The sequence below is a fragment of the Thermomonas alba genome, from assembly GCF_022419205.1.
In the GTDB taxonomy this organism is placed as follows: domain Bacteria; phylum Pseudomonadota; class Gammaproteobacteria; order Xanthomonadales; family Xanthomonadaceae; genus Thermomonas; species Thermomonas alba.
In genome coordinates this window covers 259099-280732 of record NZ_JAJOZU010000003.1, presented here as the reverse complement: position 1 = coordinate 280732, position 21634 = coordinate 259099, and the positions used below count along the sequence as shown (strand labels likewise).

Below are 21634 nucleotides of genomic sequence, written 5' to 3'. Positions count from 1 at the left end.
CTCGCAGAGATCGCGCATTCTAACCGGCGGCCGATGACCACGACCAGACCTAAGGCGCATGATCGGCTGCGATTTGCGCCCGCACTTCACGCTTTCGCAGGCTTTTCAAGAACCGTTCTCAACTTGCGGCGCGAAACACCCGGGGCGAACTACCGAGCGGATCACGGCAGACTGTACCTACGCCATCCGAGGATGCGCATCCTCATCCGCCGTGGCTGGCGCACGGCGTACACTAAGCGATCCTTATTACTCCCGGCGATCCCGCCCAGAGGCACCATGCGCGGCGAGACCGCCCCCGTCCTGTTTTCCGACCTCGGCCTGCCCGAGCCCCTGCTGGCCGCACTGCGCGAGGTCGGCTACGAGACACCCTCGCCGATCCAGGCCGCCACCATCCCGCCGCTGCTAGCAGGCCGCGACGTGCTGGGTCAGGCCCAGACCGGCACCGGCAAGACCGCCGCCTTCGCCCTGCCCGCGCTGGCGCGGCTGGATCCTGCTCCAGGCAAGCCGCAGGTGCTGGTGCTGGCGCCGACCCGGGAACTCGCGATCCAGGTGGCGGAAGCCTTCCAGAAATACGCACATCACATGCCCGGCTTTCATGTGCTGCCGATCTACGGCGGCCAGGGCTATGGCCCGCAGCTGCACGCACTGCGTCGTGGCGTGCATGTGGTGGTAGGCACCCCGGGCCGGGTGATCGACCACCTGGAGCGCGGCACCCTGGACCTGTCCGAGCTGCGCATGCTGGTCCTGGACGAAGCCGACGAAATGCTGCGCATGGGCTTCATCGACGACGTCGAGGCGGTGCTGAAGAAGACCCCGGAGACCCGCCAGGTGGCGCTGTTCTCCGCCACCATGCCGGCGCCGATCAAGCGCATCGCCCAGACCTACCTACGCGAGCCTGTGGAGATCGCGATCAAGGCGCAGACCACCACCGCGGCCAGCATCCGCCAGCGCTACTGGATGGTCAGCGGCACCAACAAGCTGGACGCACTGACCCGGATCATGGAGGCCGAGCCATTCGAGGCGATGATCATCTTCGCGCGCACCAAGCTGGGCACCGAGGAGCTGGCCGAGAAACTGGCCGCGCGCGGATTTTCGGCGGCTGCGATCAATGGCGACGTCGATCAGAAGACCCGCGAGCGCACCATCCAGCGCCTGAAGGACGGCGACATCGACGTGCTGGTGGCCACCGACGTGGCCGCGCGTGGGCTGGACGTGGAGCGCATCAGCCACGTGCTGAACTACGACATCCCCTACGACACCGAAAGCTACGTGCACCGGATCGGCCGCACCGGGCGTGCCGGCCGCAGCGGCGAGGCCATTCTGTTCGTGGCCCCGCGCGAGCGCGGCATGCTCGGCGCGATCGAGCGCGCCACCCGCCAGAAGATCGAGCCGATGGCCCTGCCTAGCGTCGAGGCCGTGAACGAACGCCGCATGGCCAAGTTTCTCGAACGAATCGATGCGGCGCTGCCCAGCGACGACCTGGCGGTGTTCCGCGACCTGGTGGAGCGCTACGAGCGCGAGAAGAACGTGCCGCTGGTGGAGATCGCCGCCGCGCTGGCCAAGCTGGTGCAGGGCAAGACGCCGCTGCTGCTGCCCAAGCCCGTGGCGCCGGAGAAGACCTTCGTCGCGCGCGAGGAGCAGCCGCCGCGACCCGAGCGAGCAACCCGCAAGCCGCGCGAACGCGGCCCGCGCACGCCACTGCCGGCCGATGTCGGGATGCAGACCTATCGCATCGAGGTGGGCTACCGGCACGGCGCGCAGCCCGGCCATATCGTGGGCGCCATCGCCAACGAGGCCGACCTGGAGAGCCGCTACATCGGGCGCATCGACATCCGTGACGACTACACCCTGGTGGACCTGCCGGAAGGCATGCCCGAAACGCTGCTGCGGCACATGCAGACCGTGCGGGTGGCCGGCCGCCCGCTGCGGATGCGCCCAGCCACGGATGCCGACATCGACGCGCCCAAGCGCAAGCGCGCCTTCGGCCCGGCGCGAGCGCCGCGCCCGGACGCACGCAGCCCGCGCCAGCCTGATGGATTCAAGCCGCGCCGCCAGCGCTGAACCACTGCCATCGCCCTACTCCCGCCGCATCCGGAGCAAGCGCCGGATGCCGGCGGCCGCGCTGCGAACGATGGAGCGAATGCCTAAAGAGTTTCCTGCCAGCCACGGATGACCGGCTACGCATTCATCATGCACGTGATGGATGCATGTGAGCCGAGTTCGAGCCGGCATCGGACTTGGCGTGGGCTGACAACGCCTGGATGGCGTGGTTCAGACCTCCCCTAAAACGGCAGCAGCGGCAGGCCCAAATAGGGATGAATGAACCACCACAGCGCCGCGATCACCACAGCCCAAAGCAACAGCTTAAACAGCACGCCGACGACCTTCAGCGCCAGCCACACGCACAGCACCAGCAGAACTACTCCGACCCAGGTCATGCGGCCTCCGCGGCATCGGCCAGCGGGCGCAGCTGCGGATCCAGCGCGATGCGGTCGTCGAACACGAAGCAGCGGCCGCTGTAGCCAGCGCCGCCGACGCGCTCGAAATAGCCGAGGATGCCGTCGTCCAGCTGCAGGACGTTGTCCATCCCGTCCGCGCGCATCCACAGCGCCGCCTTCTCGCAGCGGATGCCGCCGGTGCAGAAGCTCACCACCGTCGCGTCGCGCAGCGCTTCGCGGTATGGGGCCAGCGCTTCCGGCAGGTCGGTGAAACGGTCGATCGGCAGGGTCAGCGCACCCTCAAAGGTGCCGTGCGCGACCTCCTCGCGGTTGCGAGTGTCCAGCAGCACCAGCCGGCGCCCGGCATCGTCGTGGCCCTGCGCGATCCAGCGCGCCAGCGTCGGCGCATCCACCGCCGGGGCTCGCTCTCCAGCACGCAGCGGCGAGGCCGCCTCGCGCCGAAAGGTGATGATCTCCGCCTTGCGCTTGACCTTCAGCCGCGCGAACGGCACCGCCTTGCTCCAGCTTTCCTTGGCACGCAGGGCGGCAAAGCGCGGATCGGCGCGCAACCACGCCAGAAACTCGCGCAGCGGCGCCTCCGCGCCGGCCAGGAACAGGTTCAGGCCTTCCGGCGTGACCAGCATCGTGCCGCGCAGCGCCGCAGCCTCCGCCCGCGCGCGCAGGCGTGCGGCCAATGCGTCGGCATCGTCGATGGCCACGAACAGATAGGCGGCGATATTGAGGATCATGGCAGGAAGCCCAGCACACTCGGCGGTAAAGCGAGCATTCTAGTCGCCCACAGGCCGCGGACGCGGCATCCTTTGCGGATGCATACGCGCGATTCATCCCCACTGCTCGCCGTGATCGGCGGCGGCCCCGCCGGCCTGATGGCGGCCGAAACCGCACGCGCGGCCGGCGTCGAGGTGCACCTGTTCGAGGCCAAAGGCTCGGTGGGGCGCAAGTTCCTGATCGCGGGCAAGGGCGGCCTGAACCTCACCCATTCCGAGCCGCGGCCGGGTTTCGACGCCCGCTACCGCGAGCGCGCGGCAGCGGTCGCACGCTGGCTGGACGGCTTCGACGCCGACGCCCTGCGCGCCTGGGCCGCCGGGCTGGGCGTGGACACTTACGTCGGCAGTTCAGGCCGGGTGTTCCCGCGCGACCACAAGGCGGCGCCGCTGCTGCGCGCCTGGGTGCATCGCCTGCGCGAGGCTGGCGTGCAGTTCCATGTGCGTCACCAGTGGCTGGGCTGGACCGAGGACGGCGCGCTGCGCTTCACCACGCCCGCGGGCGAACGTCGCGTGCAGGCGCAAGCCGTCGTGCTCGCCCTCGGCGGCGGCAGCTGGCCGCAGCTGGGCTCCGACGGCGGCTGGATCGACACCCTGCAAGCGCGCGGCGTCGCCATCGCGCCGCTGCGTCCGGCCAACTGCGGCTTCGACATCGGCTGGAGCCCGCACCTGGCCAGCCGTTTCGCCGGCGCCCCGCTGAAGCCGGTGGTTGCGCACTGGCGCGATGCCGAAGGCCATGCGCGGGCGCTGCAGGGCGAATGCGTGCTCACCGCGACCGGGATCGAGGGCAGCCTGGTGTATGCGATCGGCGCCGACCTGCGCGATGCCATCGCCCGCGGCGGCAGCGCGCTGCTGCACCTGGACCTGGTGCCCGGCCGCGACCAGGCGCGCCTGGCGGCCGACCTGGGCAAACCGCGCAAGGGCCGCAGCCTGGGCGAACACCTGCGCCGCCAGGCCGCGCTGGACGCCGCCAAATGCGCGCTGCTGTTCGAAGTGCTGGGCCCGCCGGCGGCGCAGGACGGGCCGCCGGACATGGCCCGCATCGCGGCCTGCCTGAAACGGCTGCCGCTGCGCCTGCGCGCCCCGCGCCCGCTGGCCGAGGCGATCTCCAGCGCCGGCGGGGTGCGGCTGGAGGATCTCGACGGGCAATTGATGCTGCGCGGCCTGCCGGGCGTGTTCTGCGCCGGCGAGATGCTGGACTGGGAAGCCCCGACCGGCGGCTACCTGCTCACCGCCTGCTTCGCCAGCGGCCGCCTCGCCGGCGCGGGCGCGGCGCGCTGGCTGCTGGCGCACGCCTGAGCCATCCCGGCACGACCGCCTTCAGCGTTTTTCCGTCGCCGCGCTGTCCGTTGCCGCTTTCGCCGCCTTGGCCGCCTCCGCCGCGGCGCGCGCGCGCTCGGCCTGGTCCTGCTGGAACTCGGCCATGTACGGCAGGTCGCGCAGCACCTTCGAATGCGGATCCAGGGTGTAGCTCTCGTCCGCCGCGATCGGAACCGCGCCCTGCCCGCCGGTCATCGGCACCTCGACCACGCGGCGGCCGATCCGCACCTGCACCGGCATCGGGAACGGCCGCCCGCCCTCCACCTGCCAGCGCAGGCGCAGCATGCCGCCGTCACGCTCGGCCAGCAGCGCCGGCAGCTGCACCGTGCGCAGGTAGGCATCGAAGAACCAGCGGTAGTCGCGCCCGGTGACGCGGTTGACGATCGCCACGAAATCATCGGTCGAGGCCTGGCGCGGCTGGAACTGCCCGGGCCGGGGATCATCACTGCCGTACACCAACTCGCGGATGCTGCGGAAGAAGGCGTCGTCGCCGATCAGCCCGCGCAGGGTGTGCAGCATCAGCGCGCCCTTGTAGTACACGTCGTTGCCCGGGCCGCGGCTGGCATCCGAGACGTCCTTCTCCAGCATCGGGCGGCCGGCCACCACCGGGTGCTTCAGCATCAGCACCGAGCGCATCTTCATCAGCGCGGCGTAGTACTCCATGTCGCCGCGCAGCCACTGCAGGTACAGCGGCTGCATGTAGGTGGCGAACCCCTCGTGCAGCCAGAAGTCGTCCCAGTCGGTGTTGGTCAGCTGGTTGCCGAACCACTCGTGCGCGAACTCGTGCTGCAGCAGCCAGTCGTAGCCGGTCTCGGCCTTGCGGTAGTCGTTCCCATAGGCATTGATGGTCTGGTGCTCCATGCCCAGGTGCGGGGTTTCCACCACCCCCATCTTCTCGTCGCCGAACGGGTACGGTCCGATCATCTCCTCGAAGAACTCCAGCATCGGCGCGAATTGCGAAAACAGGCCCTCGGCCTGCGCGCGGCGGCCCTTGAGGTACCAGAAGCGCAGCGGGATGGTGTTGCCGTAGCGGGATTTGTAATCGGCCTGCAGCAACTCGTATGGACCGATGTTGAGCGCGATCGCGTAGGTGGCCGGCTGGCGCGCGCTCCAGTGGTAGGTGCGCCAGCCGTCCTTCTCCTCCATCCCGGTCTGCACGCCGTTGCTGGCCGCCACCAGCGGCGCCGGCACCGTGATGTGCTGCACCACCCGCTCCGGCTTGGCCAGCGGGTGGTCGATGCACGGCCACAGGAGGTCGCAGCCCTCGCCCTGCACCGCGGTGGCCACCCACGGCTCCCCGGTCGGCGCGGTGGCCCAGACGATGCCGCCGTCCCACGGCGCCTTCTTCGCCTCGTGCGGGTGCCCGGCATAGCGGATATGCAGCACCGGCCGCGCTCCGGCCGGCAGCGGCGCTTCCAGCGCGATGCGCATCCGCCCTTCGGGGTTGCTCCAGCGCACCGGGCGGCCGTCCACCTCCACCGTGGACACCGTGTAGTTGCGGTCCAGGTCCACCACCAGCGCCTGCAGCGGCCGGGACAGACGCAGGGTGAGGTGCGCGTCCGCGTCCAGCCACTTGCGCGCGGGATCGACCTTGAACGCGAGGTCGGCCAGTTCGATCGTGGTCGCCAGCTGCTCCGGGGTGCGCGGCAGGCCGGTGGCGGCGGTGATGGCGGTCAGCGGCGGCTGTTCGGCGTGCAGTGCGACAGCGGGCACGCACAGGGCGAAGGCAAGCAGGCAGCGGCGGACGGACATGGCGAAAGGCACCGGAGGGACTTCCACCACCTTGGCACGATCGCCGGCATGGCGTCACTGTCGTTGGTCATGCGCCGCGTCTGAAGCCCGGCTTCACGCATTCTGAACGCACACTGGCGGCCCTTTGCGGGGCGCGGAAATCTCAGCCACGATTCATCCCGAAAACCGCCTACTGCCGGCAAGGGCGCGAATGGGTCGCGCCCGGGGAGACACCCGCCATGAACCGCATTCCCGCTTTCCGTCCACTGGCTCTGGCCGTGCTGGGCTGCGCGCTGGCACTGGGCGTATCACTGCCCGCCGCGGCCCAGGATGAAGGCGACCGCCGCGAAGACCGCTGGCTGCGCCAAGGCGAGCGTGCGCGACCCAATCTGCCACCCGCGCCAGAAATCCGTCAGCCGGCTGCGGCCCCGGCCATGCGTGGCAACGATTTCCCGCGCCCGGCGCCGATCGAACCGCCGGCGGCACGCATCGAGCGCTCGCCGTTCAACCCCGGTCAGACGGCCCCCGAGATGCGCCTGCCGCGCAGCCAGGACGCGCAGCGCCAGGAGAACTGGGGCGAGCTGGCCCGCCAGCAGATGCAGCGCGAGCAGCAGCGCCAGCATTTCGAAGACCAGCGCATCGCCGACCAGCAGCGGCTGGACATGCAGCGCGAGCAGCAGCGCCAGCGTTTCGAAGACCAGCGCGTCGCCGACCAGCAGCGGCTGGACATGCAGCGCGAGCAGCAGCGCCAGCGCGCCGAGGACCAGCGCATGGCCGACCCGCAGCGGCGCAACGACGGCAACCGCCCGGCGCAGGCCCCGCGCAGCCCACAGGACTGGGCGATCCAGCAGGGCCTGGAGCGCGAGGCGCAGGCGCGTCGCAACGAGCAGGGCCCGCCCGGACGTCCCGGCTGGCCCGGCGACCGCGACGATGACCGCCCCGGCCGCATTCCGGATGCCGAGCGCCAGCGCCGGATCGAGGAGCAGCGCCGGCAGCAGGCGCAGTGGCAGCTGGAAGAAGCGCGCCGTCGCGCCGACTACGAGCGCCAGCGCGACCGGCTGGAACGCGAGCGCCGTCATGCCCAGTACCGCTATCAGCAGGATTACTGGCGGCGCTGGCTGGACGCACAGGCGCGCTGGAATGCGTACCGCTTCGACTACTACAACGATCCGTTCTTCTACACGCCCTACAGCTACCGCTACGGCTTCGCTGGCCGCTGGTATCTGACCAATGGCTACGGCATCGCGCTGCTACGCCAAGCGGTGCGCGATGGCTACCGCGAGGGTTGGTATGCCGGCCGTGCCGACCGCTACGACCGCTGGCGGTTCGACTACCGCGGCAACTACGCGTGGATCGATGGCAGCTACGGCTATCCCGGCTACTACGTCAGCTTCGACGCCTACCGCTACTACTTCCGACAGGGCTTCGAGCGCGGTTACCGCGATGGCTACTACGGTCGCCAGCAATACGGCTATTACGATGGCGGCGAGATCGACATCCTGCCCGCAGTGCTCGGAATGATCCTGACCTTCAGCATCATCCACTGACGCCACTTTCCTGCTTGCATCCTACCCACACCGCCCGGCCTTGCGCCGGGCGCGTTCTTTCAGCGCAGCTGGCTATCCTTGCTGCCACGACGGTTGTAGCCGGCGAACGCGGCCTCCTCGGCATCGCGCGCCTGCTGGCAGGCCACGCACAGGCGCACGCCGGGAATCGCCTTGCGCCGCGCCTCCGGGATCGCCGCCCCGCATTCCTCGCAATGGGTCAGCCCCGGCCCGCTGGGGAGCCGGCTGCGTGCCCGCGCGATGCCGTCCTGCACAGTCGCATCGATCTGTTCCTGCACCGCTCCGTCGCCCGCCCAACCGGTGGCCATTGGAAATCTCCTGCAGCCTGTGGGAAATGCTGTCTTGACGATACACCCGCCATGGGTCTGCCTGTAGCCTCGCGAATGACCAGGGTCCCCCAAAGACACCCCTCCGCAGCCAGTCGTCACCGCCATCGCGGATCGAGGACGCATCCCACCGGCAAAGGCGCAAGTACCGATGCTCGCCAGACGCTCGTCAGTCTTCTGGATGGATCCGCGCTACCTTGCCAGCCTTTGGGTGCTGTGCTGAAATCCGGAAAAACCAATACGCCATACGGTGGCGCATCCGCGCGCCGGAACATCTGCAGGGGAATAGCGCATGAGTATCGATCGTCCTTGGCTGGCCCATTACCCCGCTGGCGTGCCCGCCGAAATCGACCTGGATGAATTCAAGTCGATCAATGACGTCTTCGATTCCGCGATCCAGAAGTACCGCGACAATGTCGCCTTCATCAACTTTGGCAAGACGATCACCTATGGCGACCTCGATCGCCTGAGCCGCGACTTCGCGGGCTACCTGGTGGGCGAGCTGGGGCTGAAGAAAGGCGATCGTGTCGCGGTCATGATGCCGAACTGCCTGCAGTACCCGGTGGCGATCTTCGGCATCCTGCGCGCCGGCCTGACGGTGGTGAACACCAACCCGATGTACACCCCGCGCGAGCTCAAGCACCAGCTCGCCGACTCCGGCGCCAGTGTGCTGCTGGTGATGGACAACTTCGGCCACGTGGCGCAGGAGGTGCTGGCAGAGATGCCCGCCGTGCGCGCCATCACCACCGGTCTGGGCGACATGCTGGGCTTTCCGAAGGGGGCGATCGTCAACTTCGTGCTCAAGCACGTCAAGAAGATGGTCCCGGACTACGCCATTCCGGGCGCAGTGCGCTTCCGCGATGCGTTGACCCTGGGCCGGATGCACGCGCTGCCCAAAATCCGCAACGCACCCGAGGACCTCGCCTTCCTGCAGTACACCGGCGGCACCACGGGTGTCTCCAAGGGTGCGATGCTGACCCACCGCAACATGGTGGCCAACATGCAGCAAGCGGCCGCATGGGTGGGCGCCAATGTTCGCCTCGGTGAAGAAAAGATCGTCACCGCGCTGCCGCTCTACCACATCTTCGCACTGACCGCGAACTGCCTGGTGTTCATCAAGTTCGGGGCGCAGAACCTCTTGATCACCAACCCGCGCGACATGCCCGGCTTCGTGAAAGAGCTCAAGCATTCCGGCTTCACCGCCATCACCGGTGTCAACACGCTGTTCAACGGGCTGCTGAACACCCCGGGCTTCGAGCAGGTGGATTTCTCGCGTCTGCACCTGACTCTCGGCGGCGGCATGGCGGTGCAGCGCGCGGTGGCAGAGAAATGGAAGAAAGTGACGGGCGTGACTCTGGCCGAGGCTTATGGGCTCACCGAAACCTCGCCGGCTGTGTGCATCAACCCGCTCGACCTGCGCGAGTACAACGGCTCGATCGGCCTTCCGGTCCCATCCACCGATGTCTGCATCAAGGACGACGCCGGCAACGTGCTGCCGGTTGGTGAGGTCGGCGAGCTGTGCGTGAAGGGGCCGCAGGTCATGAAAGGCTACTGGCAGCGCCCAGAGGAAACCGCCAAGGTCTTCGATGCCGACGGCTGGCTGCATACCGGCGACATGGCCAAGATGGATGCCAGCGGCTACTTCTATCTGGTAGACCGCAAGAAAGACATGATCCTGGTCTCCGGCTTCAACGTGTACCCGAACGAGATCGAGGACGTGATCGCGATGATGCCGGGCGTACTCGAGGTCGCTGCGATCGGCGTGCCCGACGAGAAATCGGGCGAAGCGGTGAAAGTCTTCATCGTCAAGAAGGACCCGGCGCTCACCGCCGAAGACGTGAAGGCCTTCTGCCGCGAGAACTTGACCGGCTACAAACAGCCGAAATACATCGAGTTCCGCAGCGAGTTGCCGAAGAGCAACGTCGGCAAGATCCTGCGCAAAGAGTTGCGCCAACCCACTGCCCGCTGATCGCGCTGGACCCGACGTTTTCCGCATCCCACCCCGGAGCGCCCGCCCTCCGGGGTTTCTTTTTGTCGCCGTTGCTTGCGCTCTGGCGATTTTGGGCGCATAGAGGCCGCACGGGCGCATCTCCAACCCCTGTCCAGCCGGCATGGCCCGGGCCGGCCTCATCCTGTTTGGAGCGATCATGGCCACTGCGACCCTTGAAAAACTGAACCCCGTCCCGCGCTATTCCACTCTGCGCACGGCAACCAATACCGCTGGCGACGTGCATTGGTGTTACATGCACGCCGACCTTGCCACCTCTCCCGGGCGAGCCTGCTTCAAGCCGGCCCTGGTGGATGACATCCTGCGCTACCAGCAGACGCTGGGCGAACGCCTGTGGCGCGAGCGCCGCCAGGGCGATGTCAGCCTCAAGCACGTGGTGCTGGCATCCGACTGCGATGCCTTCAACCTGGGGGGCGATCTCGAATATTTCTGCGAGGCGATCCGCCGCCAGGACCGCTCGGCCCTGCTGCACTACGCCACCCAGTGCGTGCGCGGCGTGCACGCCTTCCACGACGGCCTGGGCGCAGGCGCGCACAGCATCGCCCTGGTGCAGGGCGACGCGCTGGGCGGCGGCTTCGAAGCCGCGCTGAGCTGCCACACCATCGTGGCGGAGGAAGGCGTCGGCATGGGCCTTCCGGAAGTGCTGTTCGACCTGTTCCCCGGCATGGGCGCGTACTCTTTCTTGTGCAAGCGCATCCCACCGCACAAGGCCGAGCAGCTGATGCTCAGCGGCGAGGTGCTGCCCAGCGAGGAACTCTACCGGATGGGCCTGGTGGACGTGCTGGCCCCACGCGGCCAAGGCGTGCAAGCGGTGGAGGACGTGATCCGTCGCAATCGCCGCATCCCGCATGCCCGCAGCGCGATGCACAAGGTTCGCGCGATGGCGCAGCCGGTGGCGCTGGAGGAACTGCTGGCGATCACCGAAACCTGGGTGGAAACCGCCCTGCAGCTCGGTGAAAAATCCCTGCGCACGATGGAGCGGCTGGTGCGCGCCCAGTATCGCCGTCACGGCAGCGCCCCGGCCATCCAGGCATGAGCACCGGTGTCAGGAATTGTCCTCGCGCGCGGGAGTCCAGCTTCCGCGCGCGGCCAGCGCCTGCTCACCCTGCTGCAGGCGCTGGCGTAGGGCCAGACAGTGCCGCTGCCAGTCACGCGCCAGTTCGAACTCCGTCATCCGCATCAACGCTCCGCTGAGGCTGGCACACTGCAACAGGCCGAGATTTCCGGCCACGCCCTTCATCGCATGCGCCTGCTCGCGGAACTGATCCCAGTCGCCGGCTTCACCGGCGGCCTGCATCCGCGCCAGCGCCGTCCGCGCATCGGTCATGCACTGACTGACGAACTCGAGCTCGAAGGCCTTGCCCATGCCTAGCGCCGCGAACTCATCGAGCGCCGCAGGATCCAGCACCTGTTCGCCCGCCACATGCAGCACGCCGCCCGGCGCCGACGTCGAAGTTGCCGCATCGCCGGCCTCCCCGGCGACGATTCCGGCAATCGTATCCAGCAGTTGTCCTGCCGTGAACGGCTTGGTGATGAACCCCCGCGCGCCGGCGTCGCGACAGGATTGTGCGGCATCGGGCGAGGCATCCGCGCTGACCACCAGCACCGGGGTGCGGATCTGCGCGCCGGCCTGCATCACCCGGAGCTGGCGCAACAGATCGATGCCGCTGATCTCGGGCATGTGCAGATCCACCAGCGCCAGATCGAAATCGCCCCCGGCAAGCGCATCCAGCGCAGCCTCGCCGTCCTCTACCGTCATCACCCGGTGCCCGGCTTTCTGCAGCACGCCCTGCAATAACAGGCGGTTGGCCGCGTGGTCGTCGGCCACCAGCACATGCAGTGAGCGCACGCGCGCGCGGTGGCGCAGGAACGGGTCTCCGAACGCGATCACGTTGGGAGAATCGCGCAACTCCAGCGGCGGGGCCTTGGCGCTCGTGTCGGGCGCCATCACCGGCACGGCAGCCGTCACATTCTCGAAGGGCAGTTCCACCCAGAACCGGCTGCCGACGTTTTCGCTGCTCTCGAAACCGATGCTGCCGCCCATCGCCTCGGTCAGTCCCTTGGCGATGGTGGTGCCAAGCCCGGTGCCCTGATGCTTGCGCGCGAGGCTGCTATCGACTTGCTCGAACGCTTCGAACAGGCGCGCCCGCGCAGAGGCCGGAATGCCGATGCCGGTATCGGAGACGGTAAAGCGCAACCGCACTTTGCCGGGCCCAGACTCGCCGACCCGCTCCACGCTCATCCGCACCTCACCCGAAGCGGTGAACTTGATCGCGTTGCTGAGCAGGTTCACCAGCACCTGCCGCAGGTGCGCGGCATCCCCTCGTAGCCGCGGGGGCACATCCGGCGCCACCGCCACTACATACTCCAGCTGCTTGGAACGCGCCTCCGGCTGCAGTATCAGGTTGATCTGCTCCAGCAGGGCGTGCAGATCGAACACCTCGACCCGCAGCTTGAGCTTGCCGGCCTCGATCACCGCGATGTCCAGCACGTCCTCCACCAGCGCCAGCAGCGCGCGGGACGCCGCCTGGATCGCCTCCAGATAACCGCGCTGCTCGGCATCCAGGCGGGTGCTGGCCAGCAGTTCCGACATCCCGGACAGACCGTTCAGCGGGGTGCGGAACTCGTGGCTCATATTGGCCAGGAACCGGCTCTTGGCTTGATTGGCGCGCCGCGCCTCTTCCACCGCCGCGGTCAGCGCGCGTAGCAGGGACAGGAAGTACAGCGGCACCGCGCCGGCCCCCAGCAGCAACCCCCAGGCCAGGTAGGCATTCTGCTGCCAGTATGGTGTCGTGAGGATCACGCTTCCGAACGACACCATCGCCAACGCGGTCGCCGCAATCAGATAGCGCGGGCCATAGCGCATCCCGTTGCCGATGGTGACCCACAGATACACTGCATACAGGGGCGCGGCAGGCTCCCCTTGCAAATACATCACCCCCGCCAGCGCCGAATAGTCGGCGAGCATGCCGATCCAGCGCCGAACGTGAGAGATAGCGGGATTGACCAGGATCGCCGCAAGCAGGCCGACCGACAGCGTCAGCTCCCCGAGCAGGATCCACCAGGTAAGCCAGGTGCGCAGACGGCCGTCGCCCCCCTCCACCTGCAACCCGAGGTACAGGGAGAACAGCGCGGTGATGACCATGCGCACCACCACCTGGGCATGCTCGCTATCGGCGCGGTTGCGCAGCCGCGATAGCACCCGGTCACGCAGCTCGCGCATGGTCAACGCCACTCCCGGCGCGGCGCGATGTGTGAGTAGCGCTCGCAGATCTCCTGCAGCCGGTGCACGTCCGCCATCAGCGCGCGCACGCAGGCGGGATCGAACATGCTGCCGCTGCGCGAGGCGATGTACGCGAGCGCCTGATCGAGACTCCACGGCGCCTTGTACGGCCGCGGCGACAGCAGGGCATCCAGCACGTCGGCCACGGTGACGATCCGCGCCTCCAGCGGAATCTGCTCGCCGGCCAGGCCATCCGGATAGCCACCGCCGTTCCAGTGTTCATGGTGGCGCAGCGCGATCTGGGCGCCGATCTGGATGAAGCGGTTCTGGCTGTCCTGCAGCAGTTCGTAGCCGATTCGCGGATGCCGCATCATGTGCGCGCGCTCGGCCTCGTCCAGAGGGCCTGGCTTCATCAGGATGGCATCGGGAATCGCGATCTTGCCGATGTCATGCAGCGGCGCCGCCAGCTCGATCAGGTGCACCTGGCTTTCCGGTAGCCGCAGGTTTTCGGCGATCAACCCAGCGATGTGCGCCATCCGCTCCAGATAGGCACTGGTGCCGATATCGCGCAGCTCGATGGCGCGGGCCAGCCGATGCAGGGTTTCGCGCTCGCGCTGCTCCACCTCGTGCATGCTGGCGAGCAGGCGTTCTTCCAGCGACAGCGCGCGCTGTTTGACCGACTCGGTCTGCTGACGCAGCTGCAGCAGATTGCGGCAGCGCGCGCGCACGTCGCGCGGACGGATCGGCTTGTGGATGAAATCGATGACACCTGCATCCAGAGCGGCTTGACGCACCGGCTCGTCATCGACGACGGTGACCAGCACGATCGGAACATCGCGATTGTGCAGAGGCTTGCGGATCGCGCGCGCCAGCTGCAGACCGTCCATGCCCGGCATGCGGTAGTCCAGCAGCAACAGATCAGGCCGGTGCGCCTCGCACCACTTCAAGGCCTCCTCCGGCGCACCGAAGTCGTGCGCAGAAATCTGAGGACCGAGGTCCCGCAACACCTGCCGCAACAAGGTACGGGCCGAAGGCTGGTCATCGACGATCACCACGTCCATAGCGCGCCTCCTCTCTCATGGCCGAACGCGGGAAACCATGCCGTCAGGCCATCCTCACCGCATTTCCTGCGCTTGGCAAGCCGGAAAGGCCCGACGCGTGCGCCTGATCGCGGTTTCTCCGGCCCTCACTGAACCGGGCGCATGTAGGGGAATAGCAGCACGTCGCGGATCGAACTTGCCCCAGTGAACAGCATGACCAGACGGTCGATACCCACGCCCAGCCCACCGGTAGGGGGCAAGCCCACTTCCAGGGCCCGGATATAGTCGGCATCAAAATGCATGGCCTCATCGTCGCCCCCTTCCTTGGCCTCGACCTGGGCGCGGAAGCGGGCTGCCTGATCCTCGGGATCGTTCAGCTCGGAGAAGCCGTTGGCCAGCTCCTTGCCGCCGATGAACAGCTCGAACCGGTCGGTGATGCCCGGCTCGTTGTCGGACTCACGCGCCAGCGGGCTGACCTCCACCGGGTAATGGGTGATGAAGGTCGGCTGGATCAACTGCGCTTCGACCGTTTTCTCGAAAATCTCCAGCAGCAGCTTGCCCCAACCATAGCCCGGCTTGACCGGAATCTTCAGACGCGCGCAGTGCGCGGCCAGCGCGTCGCGGTCGCGACAGTCGGCCACGGAGATCTCCGGGTTCAACTCACGCACCGCCTCCTCCAGCTTCCAGCGGCGGAAGCGCGGGCCGAGGTCGATGGTGTGACCGTCCCACTCGAAGACGGTAGTGCCCATCGCCTCCACAGCGACATCGCGCATCATCGCCTCGGTCAGGTCCATGATCTCGAGATACGTGGCATAGGCCTCGTACAGCTCCAGCATGGTGAACTCGGGGTTGTGGCGGGTGGACACGCCCTCGTTGCGGAAGTTGCGGTTGATCTCGTAGACGCGCTCCAGCCCGCCGACGACCAGGCGCTTGAGGTACAGCTCCGGCGCCACCCGCAGGAACAGGTCGATGTCCAGCGCGTTGTGATGGGTGACGAACGGACGCGCGGTAGCGCCGCCGGGAATGTAATGCATCATCGGCGTTTCCACCTCCAGGAAGCGGCGGGCATCCAGCCAACGACGGATGGCGGCAACGATGCGCGAGCGCGCGATGAAGACTTCGCGCACCTCCGGGTTCACGATCAGATCCACGTAGCGCTGGCGGTAGCGCTGCTCGACGTCGGCCAAACCATGAAACTTGTCCGGCAGCGGGCGCAGTGATTTGACCAGCAGCCGCAGCGACTCCACCTTGACCGACAGCTCGCCGGTCTTGGTGCGCATCAATGGCCCCTCGGCCGCCACGATGTCGCCGATGTCCCAGCCCTTGAAGGCTTCATAGGCCGCGCCCAGCGCATTGGCCTGCAGGAATAGCTGAATGCGTCCGCTCATGTCCTGCACGGTGGCGAACGCCGCCTTGCCCATCACCCGCTTGGCCAGCATCCGCCCGGCGATCATCACGCGGCGACCGCTGGCTTCCAACGCCTGGCTCGTCCAGCGATCGGCATCGGCGTACTCGGCCTGCAGATCGCCGGCGTAATCGCTACGCCTGAAATCGTTCGGGAAGGCCACCCCCTGCACGCGCAGTGCCGCCAGCTTGGCGCGGCGTTCGGCGATCAGGTGGTTTTCATCGACGGGCTGAGGGGCGGCGGTGTCGTTCATCGGGCATCCGAAGCCAGCCGCGCCGGCGCGCGGGGCCAGTGAGCGTGGGTAAGGGAAAGATCCAAAAGCATAGCAGAGGCGCGCCTCGCAACAGGCGCGCCGCCTGGTGACACAAATCCGACGCAGGAATGGCACTTTCCTTGCATCAGGAGGGACAAGCCACAGGATTTCCGACACATGGCCACCCTCCCCGCCCTGCGCTTTGCTCCGCTGCTGCTGGTGGTCCTGCTGCTCCCGGCCACGCCAGCCGCCGCTCCTGGCCCATCGAAGGAAGCCGCCCAGCTGCAGCTGGCGCAGTGCCTGAGCCTGCAAAGCCGCCTCGACCGGCAATCGCTGGCGCTGGCCGACCTGCAGGCACGCGCCCGCATCAGCGCCGCCCAGCACGAACTGGAGCAGTTGCGCCACGCGCATCAGATCGAGCAGTTGCAGAGTGAGAAGCGCCAGCTCGCCTACCTTGCCGCGATCGCCGTGCTCGCCCTGCTGCTCGGCCTGTCGACCGGCTTTGGACTCCTGCTGCGCAAGCGTCAGAAACAGCTGCGGCGGCTGAGCGAAGTGGACGCACTGACCGGCCTGGCCAATCGTCGTGCGGCCACCGCCGCGCTCGATGCCTTGGCGGCGCAGCCGGGGCCGGCCGGAACCCGCCACGTGCTGTTCCTGATCGACGTGGACCACTTCAAGCAGATCAACGACGGCTATGGCCACCATGTCGGGGACGATGTGCTGGTGACGCTGGCGCAGCGCTTGAAATCGGCCTGCCGCCCCACCGACCTGGTCGCGCGCTGGGGCGGCGAGGAGTTCCTGGTCGCATGCGCCAACCTGACGCGCGAGCAGGCCGAACAGATCGCCGCGCGCCTGCGTCGGGCAATGGCCTACACCTTCGAGACCGCCCACAGCAAGCGCATGGTCACGGTCTCGCTGGGGCTGGCGCCGATTCCACTGCATGCCAACGGCAGCGGCAGCCCGAGCCGACGCTGGGACTATGCGCTACGGATGGCCGACCGGGCCCTGTATGCCGCCAAGCGCCACCGCGATGCCTGGGTGGGCTACTGGAGCGCGGATCTGCCCGACGAAGCGACCGCCGAGGCCGTGCTGGAGCAGCCAGACGCCGCAACTGGCCTGGTCAGCGTGCTCTCCAGCGTGCCGCGACTGGTCAAAAGCGCCCCGGAGATGGCCCGCGCCCGCAGTCTGCGTGCCCTGCGCGCGCAAGCCGGATGATCGCGCACTGACTGTTGCGCCAACCAGCCACATGCCTGGCCGGCACTGCCGCTGATGGCAGCACAGGGGGCTTCAGGCGGCGTCGGTGCGCTTGGCGCCCGCTTCCAGCCCCATCTTCAGGCTGGCTTCGACAAACTCGTCGAGATCGCCATCCAGCACTTTCTGGGTGTCGCTGCGTTCGATACCGGTGCGCAGATCCTTGATCCGGCTCTGGTCGAGCACGTAGTTGCGGATCTGGCTGCCCCAACCGATGTCGGACTTGCTGGCCTCCAGCGCGTCCTTTTCGGCATTGCGCTTCTGCATCTCCAGCTCGTACAGCTTGGCTTTGAGCATCTGCATGGCGCGCTCGCGGTTGGCGTGCTGGCTGCGCTCGGTCTGGCACGCCACCACCACGCCGGTCGGCACGTGGGTGATGCGCACCGCCGACTCGGTCTTGTTCACGTGCTGGCCACCCGCACCGGACGAACGGTACACGTCGGTTTTGAGATCGGCCGGGTTGATCTCGATGTCGATGTCGTCGTTCACCTCGGGCGAGACGAACACGCTGGTGAAACTGGTGTGACGGCGATTGTCGGAATCAAACGGGCTCTTGCGCACCAGCCGGTGCACGCCGGTTTCGGTTTTCAGCCAACCATAGGCATAGTCACCCTCGACCCGGAACGTCGCCGACTTGATGCCGGCCACTTCGCCAGCGCTGACTTCCAGCAACTCGGTCTTCCAGCCGCGCGATTCGCACCAGCGCAGATACATGCGCAACAGCATCTCGGCCCAGTCCTGCGCCTCGGTGCCACCGGCGCCGGCCTGGATGTCCACGAATGCATTGGCGGCATCCATCTTGCCGGAGAACATGCGCTGGAACTCGATCTGCTCCACGCCTTTCTGGTAGCGATCGACGTCGGCAGCCACCGCCAGTGCGGTCTCCTCGTCGTTTTCCAGTTCGGCCAACTCCAGCAGCTCAGCCGCGCTGGACAGGCCTTCGCTCAGCTCTCGAATCCCGTTGACGGTCTTGTCCAGCAGCGCACGCTCGCGCCCCAGCGCCTGCGCCCGTGCCGGGTCGTTCCAGACGTCGGGATGTTCCAGTTCGCGTTCGACTTCTTCCAGACGCTCACGCTTGGCGTCGTAGTCAAAGATACCCCCGGAGCGCATCCAGCCGACCGCGCAGGTCGGCGATGCGTGCTCGGATGGGATTGAGCTCGATCATGGCAAAAACACGCAGCGGAAATGGGCGCGCATCTTACCAGCCCACAGGCGTTCAGGCCGGTTCGCGATGCGCCACCACCAGCTGGATGGCATCGCCGCCGCGCCAGTCGTCCGGCACCAGGCGGTAGGCGATCCGTACCCGCGCCGCCGGCGCCTGGCCGTCCCAGCCGTTGAAATGGATGGCATTGCAGCGCACGCCGTCCACTTCCAGCTCCAGCTTGAGGTGGCGCTCCTTCAGCACCCGGAAATCCCGCACCGTAAAGATGCCGTCGAACAGCGGCTCAGGGTAGCCCTGCCCCCAGTGGCCACCATCGCGCAGGGCGAGCGCGGTGGCGATGCCGAGCTCGTGCGCGTGCAACTCCCCGTCGCTGTATAGCGACTCGGTCAAGAGGTCGTCGGTCAGCCACTCGCGCGCAACCTGCACGAAAGCGTCGCGAAATGCCGGGAACGCGTCGCGCGGCAGGCTCAAGCCGGCCGCCATCGCATGCCCGCCGAAACGCGTCATCAGCCCCGGATGGCGGGCGTCCACCAGCGCCAGCGCGTCGCGCACGTGGAAGCCCGGAATCGAACGCGCCGAGCCGCGCAGCAGGTCGCTGCCTGGCTCGGCCGGGGCGAAGGCGATCGCCGGGCGGTGCAGGCGTTCCTTGAGCTTGGATGCCACCAACCCGACCACCCCCGGGTGCCAGTCGGGATCGTACAGGCAGACCGCATGACCGACATCGAGCCCATCCAACCGCGCCTCGGCGACATCCTGCATGTCGGCCTGCACGGCGCGGCGCTCCGCATTGATCGCATGCAGCGCCTCCGCCAAATGCCGCGCATGCGCCGGGTCATCGGTGAGCAGGCACTCGATGCCCAGGCTCATGTCCTCCAGCCGCCCCGCCGCGTTGATGCGTGGAGCGATGGCAAAGCCGATGTCGGCGGTGGTCAGCGTCGCTGCATTGCGGCCGGCGACTTCGATCAGCGCGCGCAGTCCTGCGCAGCCCTGGCCCGCGCGCAGCCGGCGCAGGCCGGCGCCGACCAGCGCCCGGTTGCAGGCGTCCAGCGGCACCAGGTCGGCGACCGTACCGACCGCCACCAGATCCAGCAGCGCTGCGAGATCCGCCTGCACTCCCAGCCGCGCGCGCAGCGCCAGCAGCAGGTAGAACACCACCCCGACGCCTGCCAGCGCCTTGCTGGGGAAACCGCATCCGGGCTGGTTGGGATTGACGATGGCGTCCGCCGGCGGGAGCGTCGGCCCCGGCAGGTGGTGGTCGGTCACCAGCACCTGCCAGCCGCGCGCCTTGGCGGCCGCAATGCCGGCGTGGCAGGCGATACCGTGGTCCACCGTCACCACCAGATCGGGCTCCAGCGTCGCCAGCTCTTCCACCAGTCCCGGCGTCAGCCCGTAGCCGTGGACGATGCGGTTGGGCACCGCATGCGAGACCTGGCGCGCGCCGAGCAGGCGCAGCCCGCGCACGCCGAGCGCGCAGGCGGTGGCACCGTCGCAATCGAAATCGCCCACGACGAGGATGTGGGCATCGCGGGCGATGGCATCACGCAGCAGCGCAACGGCGGCGTCGATTCCACGCAGGCCGGACGGCGGCGGCAGGTCGGCCAGGCGCGGCATGGCGCTGCGTCCGTCGCTGCCGCGCGCGGCATGCACCCGCCGCAGCAGGTCTGGCCAATGCGCCGGCCAGTCGCCCGATGGGACGACGGCCGGGCGGCGCACGATGCGGCGGATCGCGCTCATTCCTGGAACGCGGTGAGCGGACGCCGCCACAGGCGCCAGCGCTGTCCTCGCCGCAGCCGGAACAAGTGGCCGTCGGCGAAATCACAGGTGAGCTCGGCACGCTGCAGCGCCGGCAGCAGCCACGCCTGCACCAGCGCGCGCGCATCACGCTGGTCGCGCAGATCCACCAGCGCCTCCTCCACCTCCGGCCGGAACGCCTGCACGCCCATGCCCTGCAGCTTGCCCAGACGGGCCGCGCCGAGCACCGCAGGATCGTCGGAATAGATGATCGGCGCATGCCCCGACACCGTGTCGGGTAGCGCTCCGCCTCCCCAGAACCACAGGGCGTTGATCGCCACCCTGCCCGCAGCGGCACGCGCCGCATTGTGCGGATGATTGTGAAGGATCACCTGCGCCTCGCTTTCCAGCGCGCGCCAGCGGCGCGCCGCGTCGCCGTGCGGCGCATGCTCGAACACGTCGTCACCCAGCGCGATGTCCGGCGAGGCGAACGCGGGCAGCGGCGTGCCGGCAGGCAGCCGCAGATACCATCGGGCCGGATGCGGTGCGTCCAGGATAAAGCCGGCATCCCCGAACAGCGGCCGCAAGGCCGGCAGCAGAGCCTCGGCATCGGCCGCGTCCAGCCCCAGGCTGGCGCCCACGCCCAGCAGACGCGCGCCGTTGATGTCGGGGCGGATATGCGCCGGGTCTGCCCGCAGCCACGGCCCATGACGCGCATCGGCCTCCCCCATGTCCAGCAGCCGGGTCAGCGCCGCCGAGGGCCAGCCGCGGGGCAGCAGGTCGAAGTGCCGCGCCAGCTGGGCCGACTCCCCAGGCTCGACCTGCAGACGGTCGGCGCGCCCGAGCGCCTGCGCCAACGCCGACGGCAGCTCTATCCCCGCAAAGCGCGAGGACGGCGGCAGCAGCAGCGTCAGCCGGCTCATGCTCAGCCTCGATATTCGACCGCGACGATCTCGTATTCGCGGGTGCCGCCGGGGGCCTCGATCTTGGCGACATCGCCCTCGTGCTTGCCGATCAGGGCGCGCGCCAGCGGCGAGGAAATGGCGATCAACCCCTGTTTGATGTCGGCTTCGAGATCACCCACGATCTGATAGGTGCATTCCTCGCCGCTGTCGGCATCGGCCAGCACCACGGTCACGCCGAACACGACCTTATCGCCAGGCGCGAGCTTGGAGACATCGATGATGTGCGCGTGCGACAGCTCTGCCTCCAACTGCTTGATGCGGCCCTCGATGAAGCCCTGCTGCTCGCGCGCGGCGTGATACTCGGCGTTTTCGCGCAGATCGCCGTGGGCACGCGCCTCGGCAATCGCCGCGATCACGGCCGGACGCTTGACCGATTTCAGTTCTTCGAGCTCGGCGCGCAGACGCGCCGCGCCTTTGGCGGTAATAGGTGC

General features: G+C 68.1%; 17 protein-coding genes. 6 read left to right on the top strand and 11 right to left on the bottom strand.

The features are described 5' to 3' along the window. Window positions 1–276: 276 nt before the first annotated feature. A complete protein-coding gene (locus ML342_RS06180) occupies window positions 277–2061 on the top strand; it encodes a DEAD/DEAH box helicase (protein ID WP_240126166.1) in 1785 nt (594 codons plus the stop codon). A gap of 221 nt (window positions 2062–2282) precedes the next feature. Here the strand turns inward: ML342_RS06180 and ML342_RS06175 are convergent, their stop codons facing one another. Further along, the gene (locus ML342_RS06175) at window positions 2283–2438 is read right to left on the bottom strand and encodes a hypothetical protein (RefSeq protein WP_240126165.1); all 156 of its coding nucleotides are present in this window, start codon (window positions 2436–2438) and stop codon (window positions 2283–2285) included. Next, entirely contained in the window at window positions 2435–3187 is a 753-nt protein-coding gene (locus ML342_RS06170; protein WP_240126164.1) for a sulfurtransferase, read from the bottom strand. The genes ML342_RS06175 and ML342_RS06170 overlap by 4 nt, the downstream gene beginning before the upstream one ends. Window positions 3188–3265: 78 nt before the next feature. Between ML342_RS06170 and ML342_RS06165 the strand changes: the two genes are divergently transcribed. Continuing rightward, on the top strand, window positions 3266–4522 hold the full coding sequence (locus tag ML342_RS06165) for a TIGR03862 family flavoprotein (protein ID WP_240126163.1): 1257 nt from the start codon (window positions 3266–3268) through the stop codon (window positions 4520–4522). A 21-nt stretch (window positions 4523–4543) separates the two neighbouring features. Here the strand turns inward: ML342_RS06165 and ML342_RS06160 are convergent, their stop codons facing one another. Continuing rightward, window positions 4544–6295 carry a M1 family metallopeptidase gene (locus ML342_RS06160; RefSeq protein ID WP_240126162.1) on the bottom strand — a complete coding sequence of 584 codons (1752 nt, stop codon included), beginning with the start codon at window positions 6293–6295 and terminating at the stop codon, window positions 4544–4546. 218 nt (window positions 6296–6513) lie between these two features. Between ML342_RS06160 and ML342_RS06155 the strand changes: the two genes are divergently transcribed. Next, window positions 6514–7821 (top strand): hypothetical protein, encoded by a 1308-nt coding sequence (locus ML342_RS06155; protein ID WP_240126161.1) that lies wholly within the window; start codon window positions 6514–6516, stop codon window positions 7819–7821. 59 nt (window positions 7822–7880) lie between these two features. Here the strand turns inward: ML342_RS06155 and ML342_RS06150 are convergent, their stop codons facing one another. Next, window positions 7881–8147, bottom strand: a complete 267-nt coding sequence (locus ML342_RS06150) for a DksA/TraR family C4-type zinc finger protein (protein ID WP_240126160.1) — start codon at window positions 8145–8147, stop codon at window positions 7881–7883. A gap of 310 nt (window positions 8148–8457) precedes the next feature. Between ML342_RS06150 and ML342_RS06145 the strand changes: the two genes are divergently transcribed. Together ML342_RS06145 and ML342_RS06140 are read left to right on the top strand one after the other, a co-directional pair. Beyond that, complete coding sequence (locus ML342_RS06145; protein ID WP_240126159.1) at window positions 8458–10134, top strand: long-chain fatty acid--CoA ligase; 1677 nt, start codon at window positions 8458–8460, stop codon at window positions 10132–10134. Window positions 10135–10312: 178 nt separating this feature from the next. Continuing rightward, window positions 10313–11209: a crotonase/enoyl-CoA hydratase family protein gene (locus tag ML342_RS06140; protein ID WP_240126158.1), complete on the top strand. Its 897-nt coding sequence runs from the start codon at window positions 10313–10315 to the stop codon at window positions 11207–11209. Window positions 11210–11218: 9 nt separating this feature from the next. Here ML342_RS06140 and ML342_RS06135 read toward each other — a convergent pair whose 3' ends face one another. From ML342_RS06135 to lysS, 3 genes are all read right to left on the bottom strand, one after another. Further along, the gene (locus ML342_RS06135) at window positions 11219–13396 is read right to left on the bottom strand and encodes an ATP-binding protein (protein WP_240126157.1); all 2178 of its coding nucleotides are present in this window, start codon (window positions 13394–13396) and stop codon (window positions 11219–11221) included. A 2-nt stretch (window positions 13397–13398) separates the two neighbouring features. After that, on the bottom strand, window positions 13399–14457 hold the full coding sequence (locus ML342_RS06130; protein ID WP_240126156.1) for a response regulator: 1059 nt from the start codon (window positions 14455–14457) through the stop codon (window positions 13399–13401). A 125-nt stretch (window positions 14458–14582) separates the two neighbouring features. Continuing rightward, complete coding sequence (gene lysS, locus ML342_RS06125; protein WP_240126155.1) at window positions 14583–16094, bottom strand: lysine--tRNA ligase; 1512 nt, start codon at window positions 16092–16094, stop codon at window positions 14583–14585. A gap of 177 nt (window positions 16095–16271) precedes the next feature. Here lysS and ML342_RS06120 point away from each other — a divergent pair, with 177 nt between their 5' ends. Beyond that, window positions 16272–17309: a GGDEF domain-containing protein gene (locus ML342_RS06120; protein WP_240126154.1), complete on the top strand. Its 1038-nt coding sequence runs from the start codon at window positions 16272–16274 to the stop codon at window positions 17307–17309. Window positions 17310–17381: 72 nt separating this feature from the next. On the opposite strand, the gene prfB is transcribed toward ML342_RS06120, so the two are convergent. The 4 genes from prfB to greA form a co-directional block, all read right to left on the bottom strand. Further along, a protein-coding gene (gene prfB, locus ML342_RS06115) for a peptide chain release factor 2 (protein ID WP_240126153.1) occupies window positions 17382–18510 on the bottom strand; the annotation gives its coding sequence in 2 pieces (ribosomal slippage) (window positions 17382–18434 and window positions 18436–18510; 1128 coding nt in all). 51 nt (window positions 18511–18561) lie between these two features. Next, on the bottom strand, window positions 18562–20241 hold the full coding sequence (gene recJ / locus ML342_RS06110; RefSeq protein ID WP_240126152.1) for a single-stranded-DNA-specific exonuclease RecJ: 1680 nt from the start codon (window positions 20239–20241) through the stop codon (window positions 18562–18564). Then, complete coding sequence (locus ML342_RS06105; RefSeq protein ID WP_240126151.1) at window positions 20238–21161, bottom strand: phosphoglycerate mutase; 924 nt, start codon at window positions 21159–21161, stop codon at window positions 20238–20240. Before ML342_RS06105 ends, recJ begins: the two co-directional genes overlap by 4 nt. Window positions 21162–21163: 2 nt before the next feature. After that, window positions 21164–21628: a transcription elongation factor GreA gene (greA, locus tag ML342_RS06100; protein ID WP_500809968.1), complete on the bottom strand. Its 465-nt coding sequence runs from the start codon at window positions 21626–21628 to the stop codon at window positions 21164–21166. Window positions 21629–21634: the final 6 nt, after the last annotated feature.

What these genes read in the sequence shown, in the direction of transcription:
- ML342_RS06170 (WP_240126164.1), bottom strand. Translation starts at nt 3,187, where the DNA reads ATGATCCTCAATATCGCCGCCTATCTGTTCGTGGCCATCGACGATGCC.
- lysS (WP_240126155.1), bottom strand. Translation starts at nt 16,094, where the DNA reads ATGAACGACACCGCCGCCCCTCAGCCCGTCGATGAAAACCACCTGATC.
- ML342_RS06175 (WP_240126165.1), bottom strand. Translation starts at nt 2,438, where the DNA reads ATGACCTGGGTCGGAGTAGTTCTGCTGGTGCTGTGCGTGTGGCTGGCG.
- ML342_RS06130 (WP_240126156.1), bottom strand. Translation starts at nt 14,457, where the DNA reads ATGGACGTGGTGATCGTCGATGACCAGCCTTCGGCCCGTACCTTGTTG.
- ML342_RS06150 (WP_240126160.1), bottom strand. Translation starts at nt 8,147, where the DNA reads ATGGCCACCGGTTGGGCGGGCGACGGAGCGGTGCAGGAACAGATCGAT.
- ML342_RS06120 (WP_240126154.1), top strand. Translation starts at nt 16,272, where the DNA reads ATGGCCACCCTCCCCGCCCTGCGCTTTGCTCCGCTGCTGCTGGTGGTC.
- ML342_RS06155 (WP_240126161.1), top strand. Translation starts at nt 6,514, where the DNA reads ATGAACCGCATTCCCGCTTTCCGTCCACTGGCTCTGGCCGTGCTGGGC.
- ML342_RS06145 (WP_240126159.1), top strand. Translation starts at nt 8,458, where the DNA reads ATGAGTATCGATCGTCCTTGGCTGGCCCATTACCCCGCTGGCGTGCCC.
- ML342_RS06180 (WP_240126166.1), top strand. Translation starts at nt 277, where the DNA reads ATGCGCGGCGAGACCGCCCCCGTCCTGTTTTCCGACCTCGGCCTGCCC.
- ML342_RS06165 (WP_240126163.1), top strand. Translation starts at nt 3,266, where the DNA reads ATGCATACGCGCGATTCATCCCCACTGCTCGCCGTGATCGGCGGCGGC.
- ML342_RS06160 (WP_240126162.1), bottom strand. Translation starts at nt 6,295, where the DNA reads ATGTCCGTCCGCCGCTGCCTGCTTGCCTTCGCCCTGTGCGTGCCCGCT.
- ML342_RS06105 (WP_240126151.1), bottom strand. Translation starts at nt 21,161, where the DNA reads ATGAGCCGGCTGACGCTGCTGCTGCCGCCGTCCTCGCGCTTTGCGGGG.
- recJ (WP_240126152.1), bottom strand. Translation starts at nt 20,241, where the DNA reads ATGAGCGCGATCCGCCGCATCGTGCGCCGCCCGGCCGTCGTCCCATCG.
- ML342_RS06135 (WP_240126157.1), bottom strand. Translation starts at nt 13,396, where the DNA reads ATGCGCGAGCTGCGTGACCGGGTGCTATCGCGGCTGCGCAACCGCGCC.
- ML342_RS06140 (WP_240126158.1), top strand. Translation starts at nt 10,313, where the DNA reads ATGGCCACTGCGACCCTTGAAAAACTGAACCCCGTCCCGCGCTATTCC.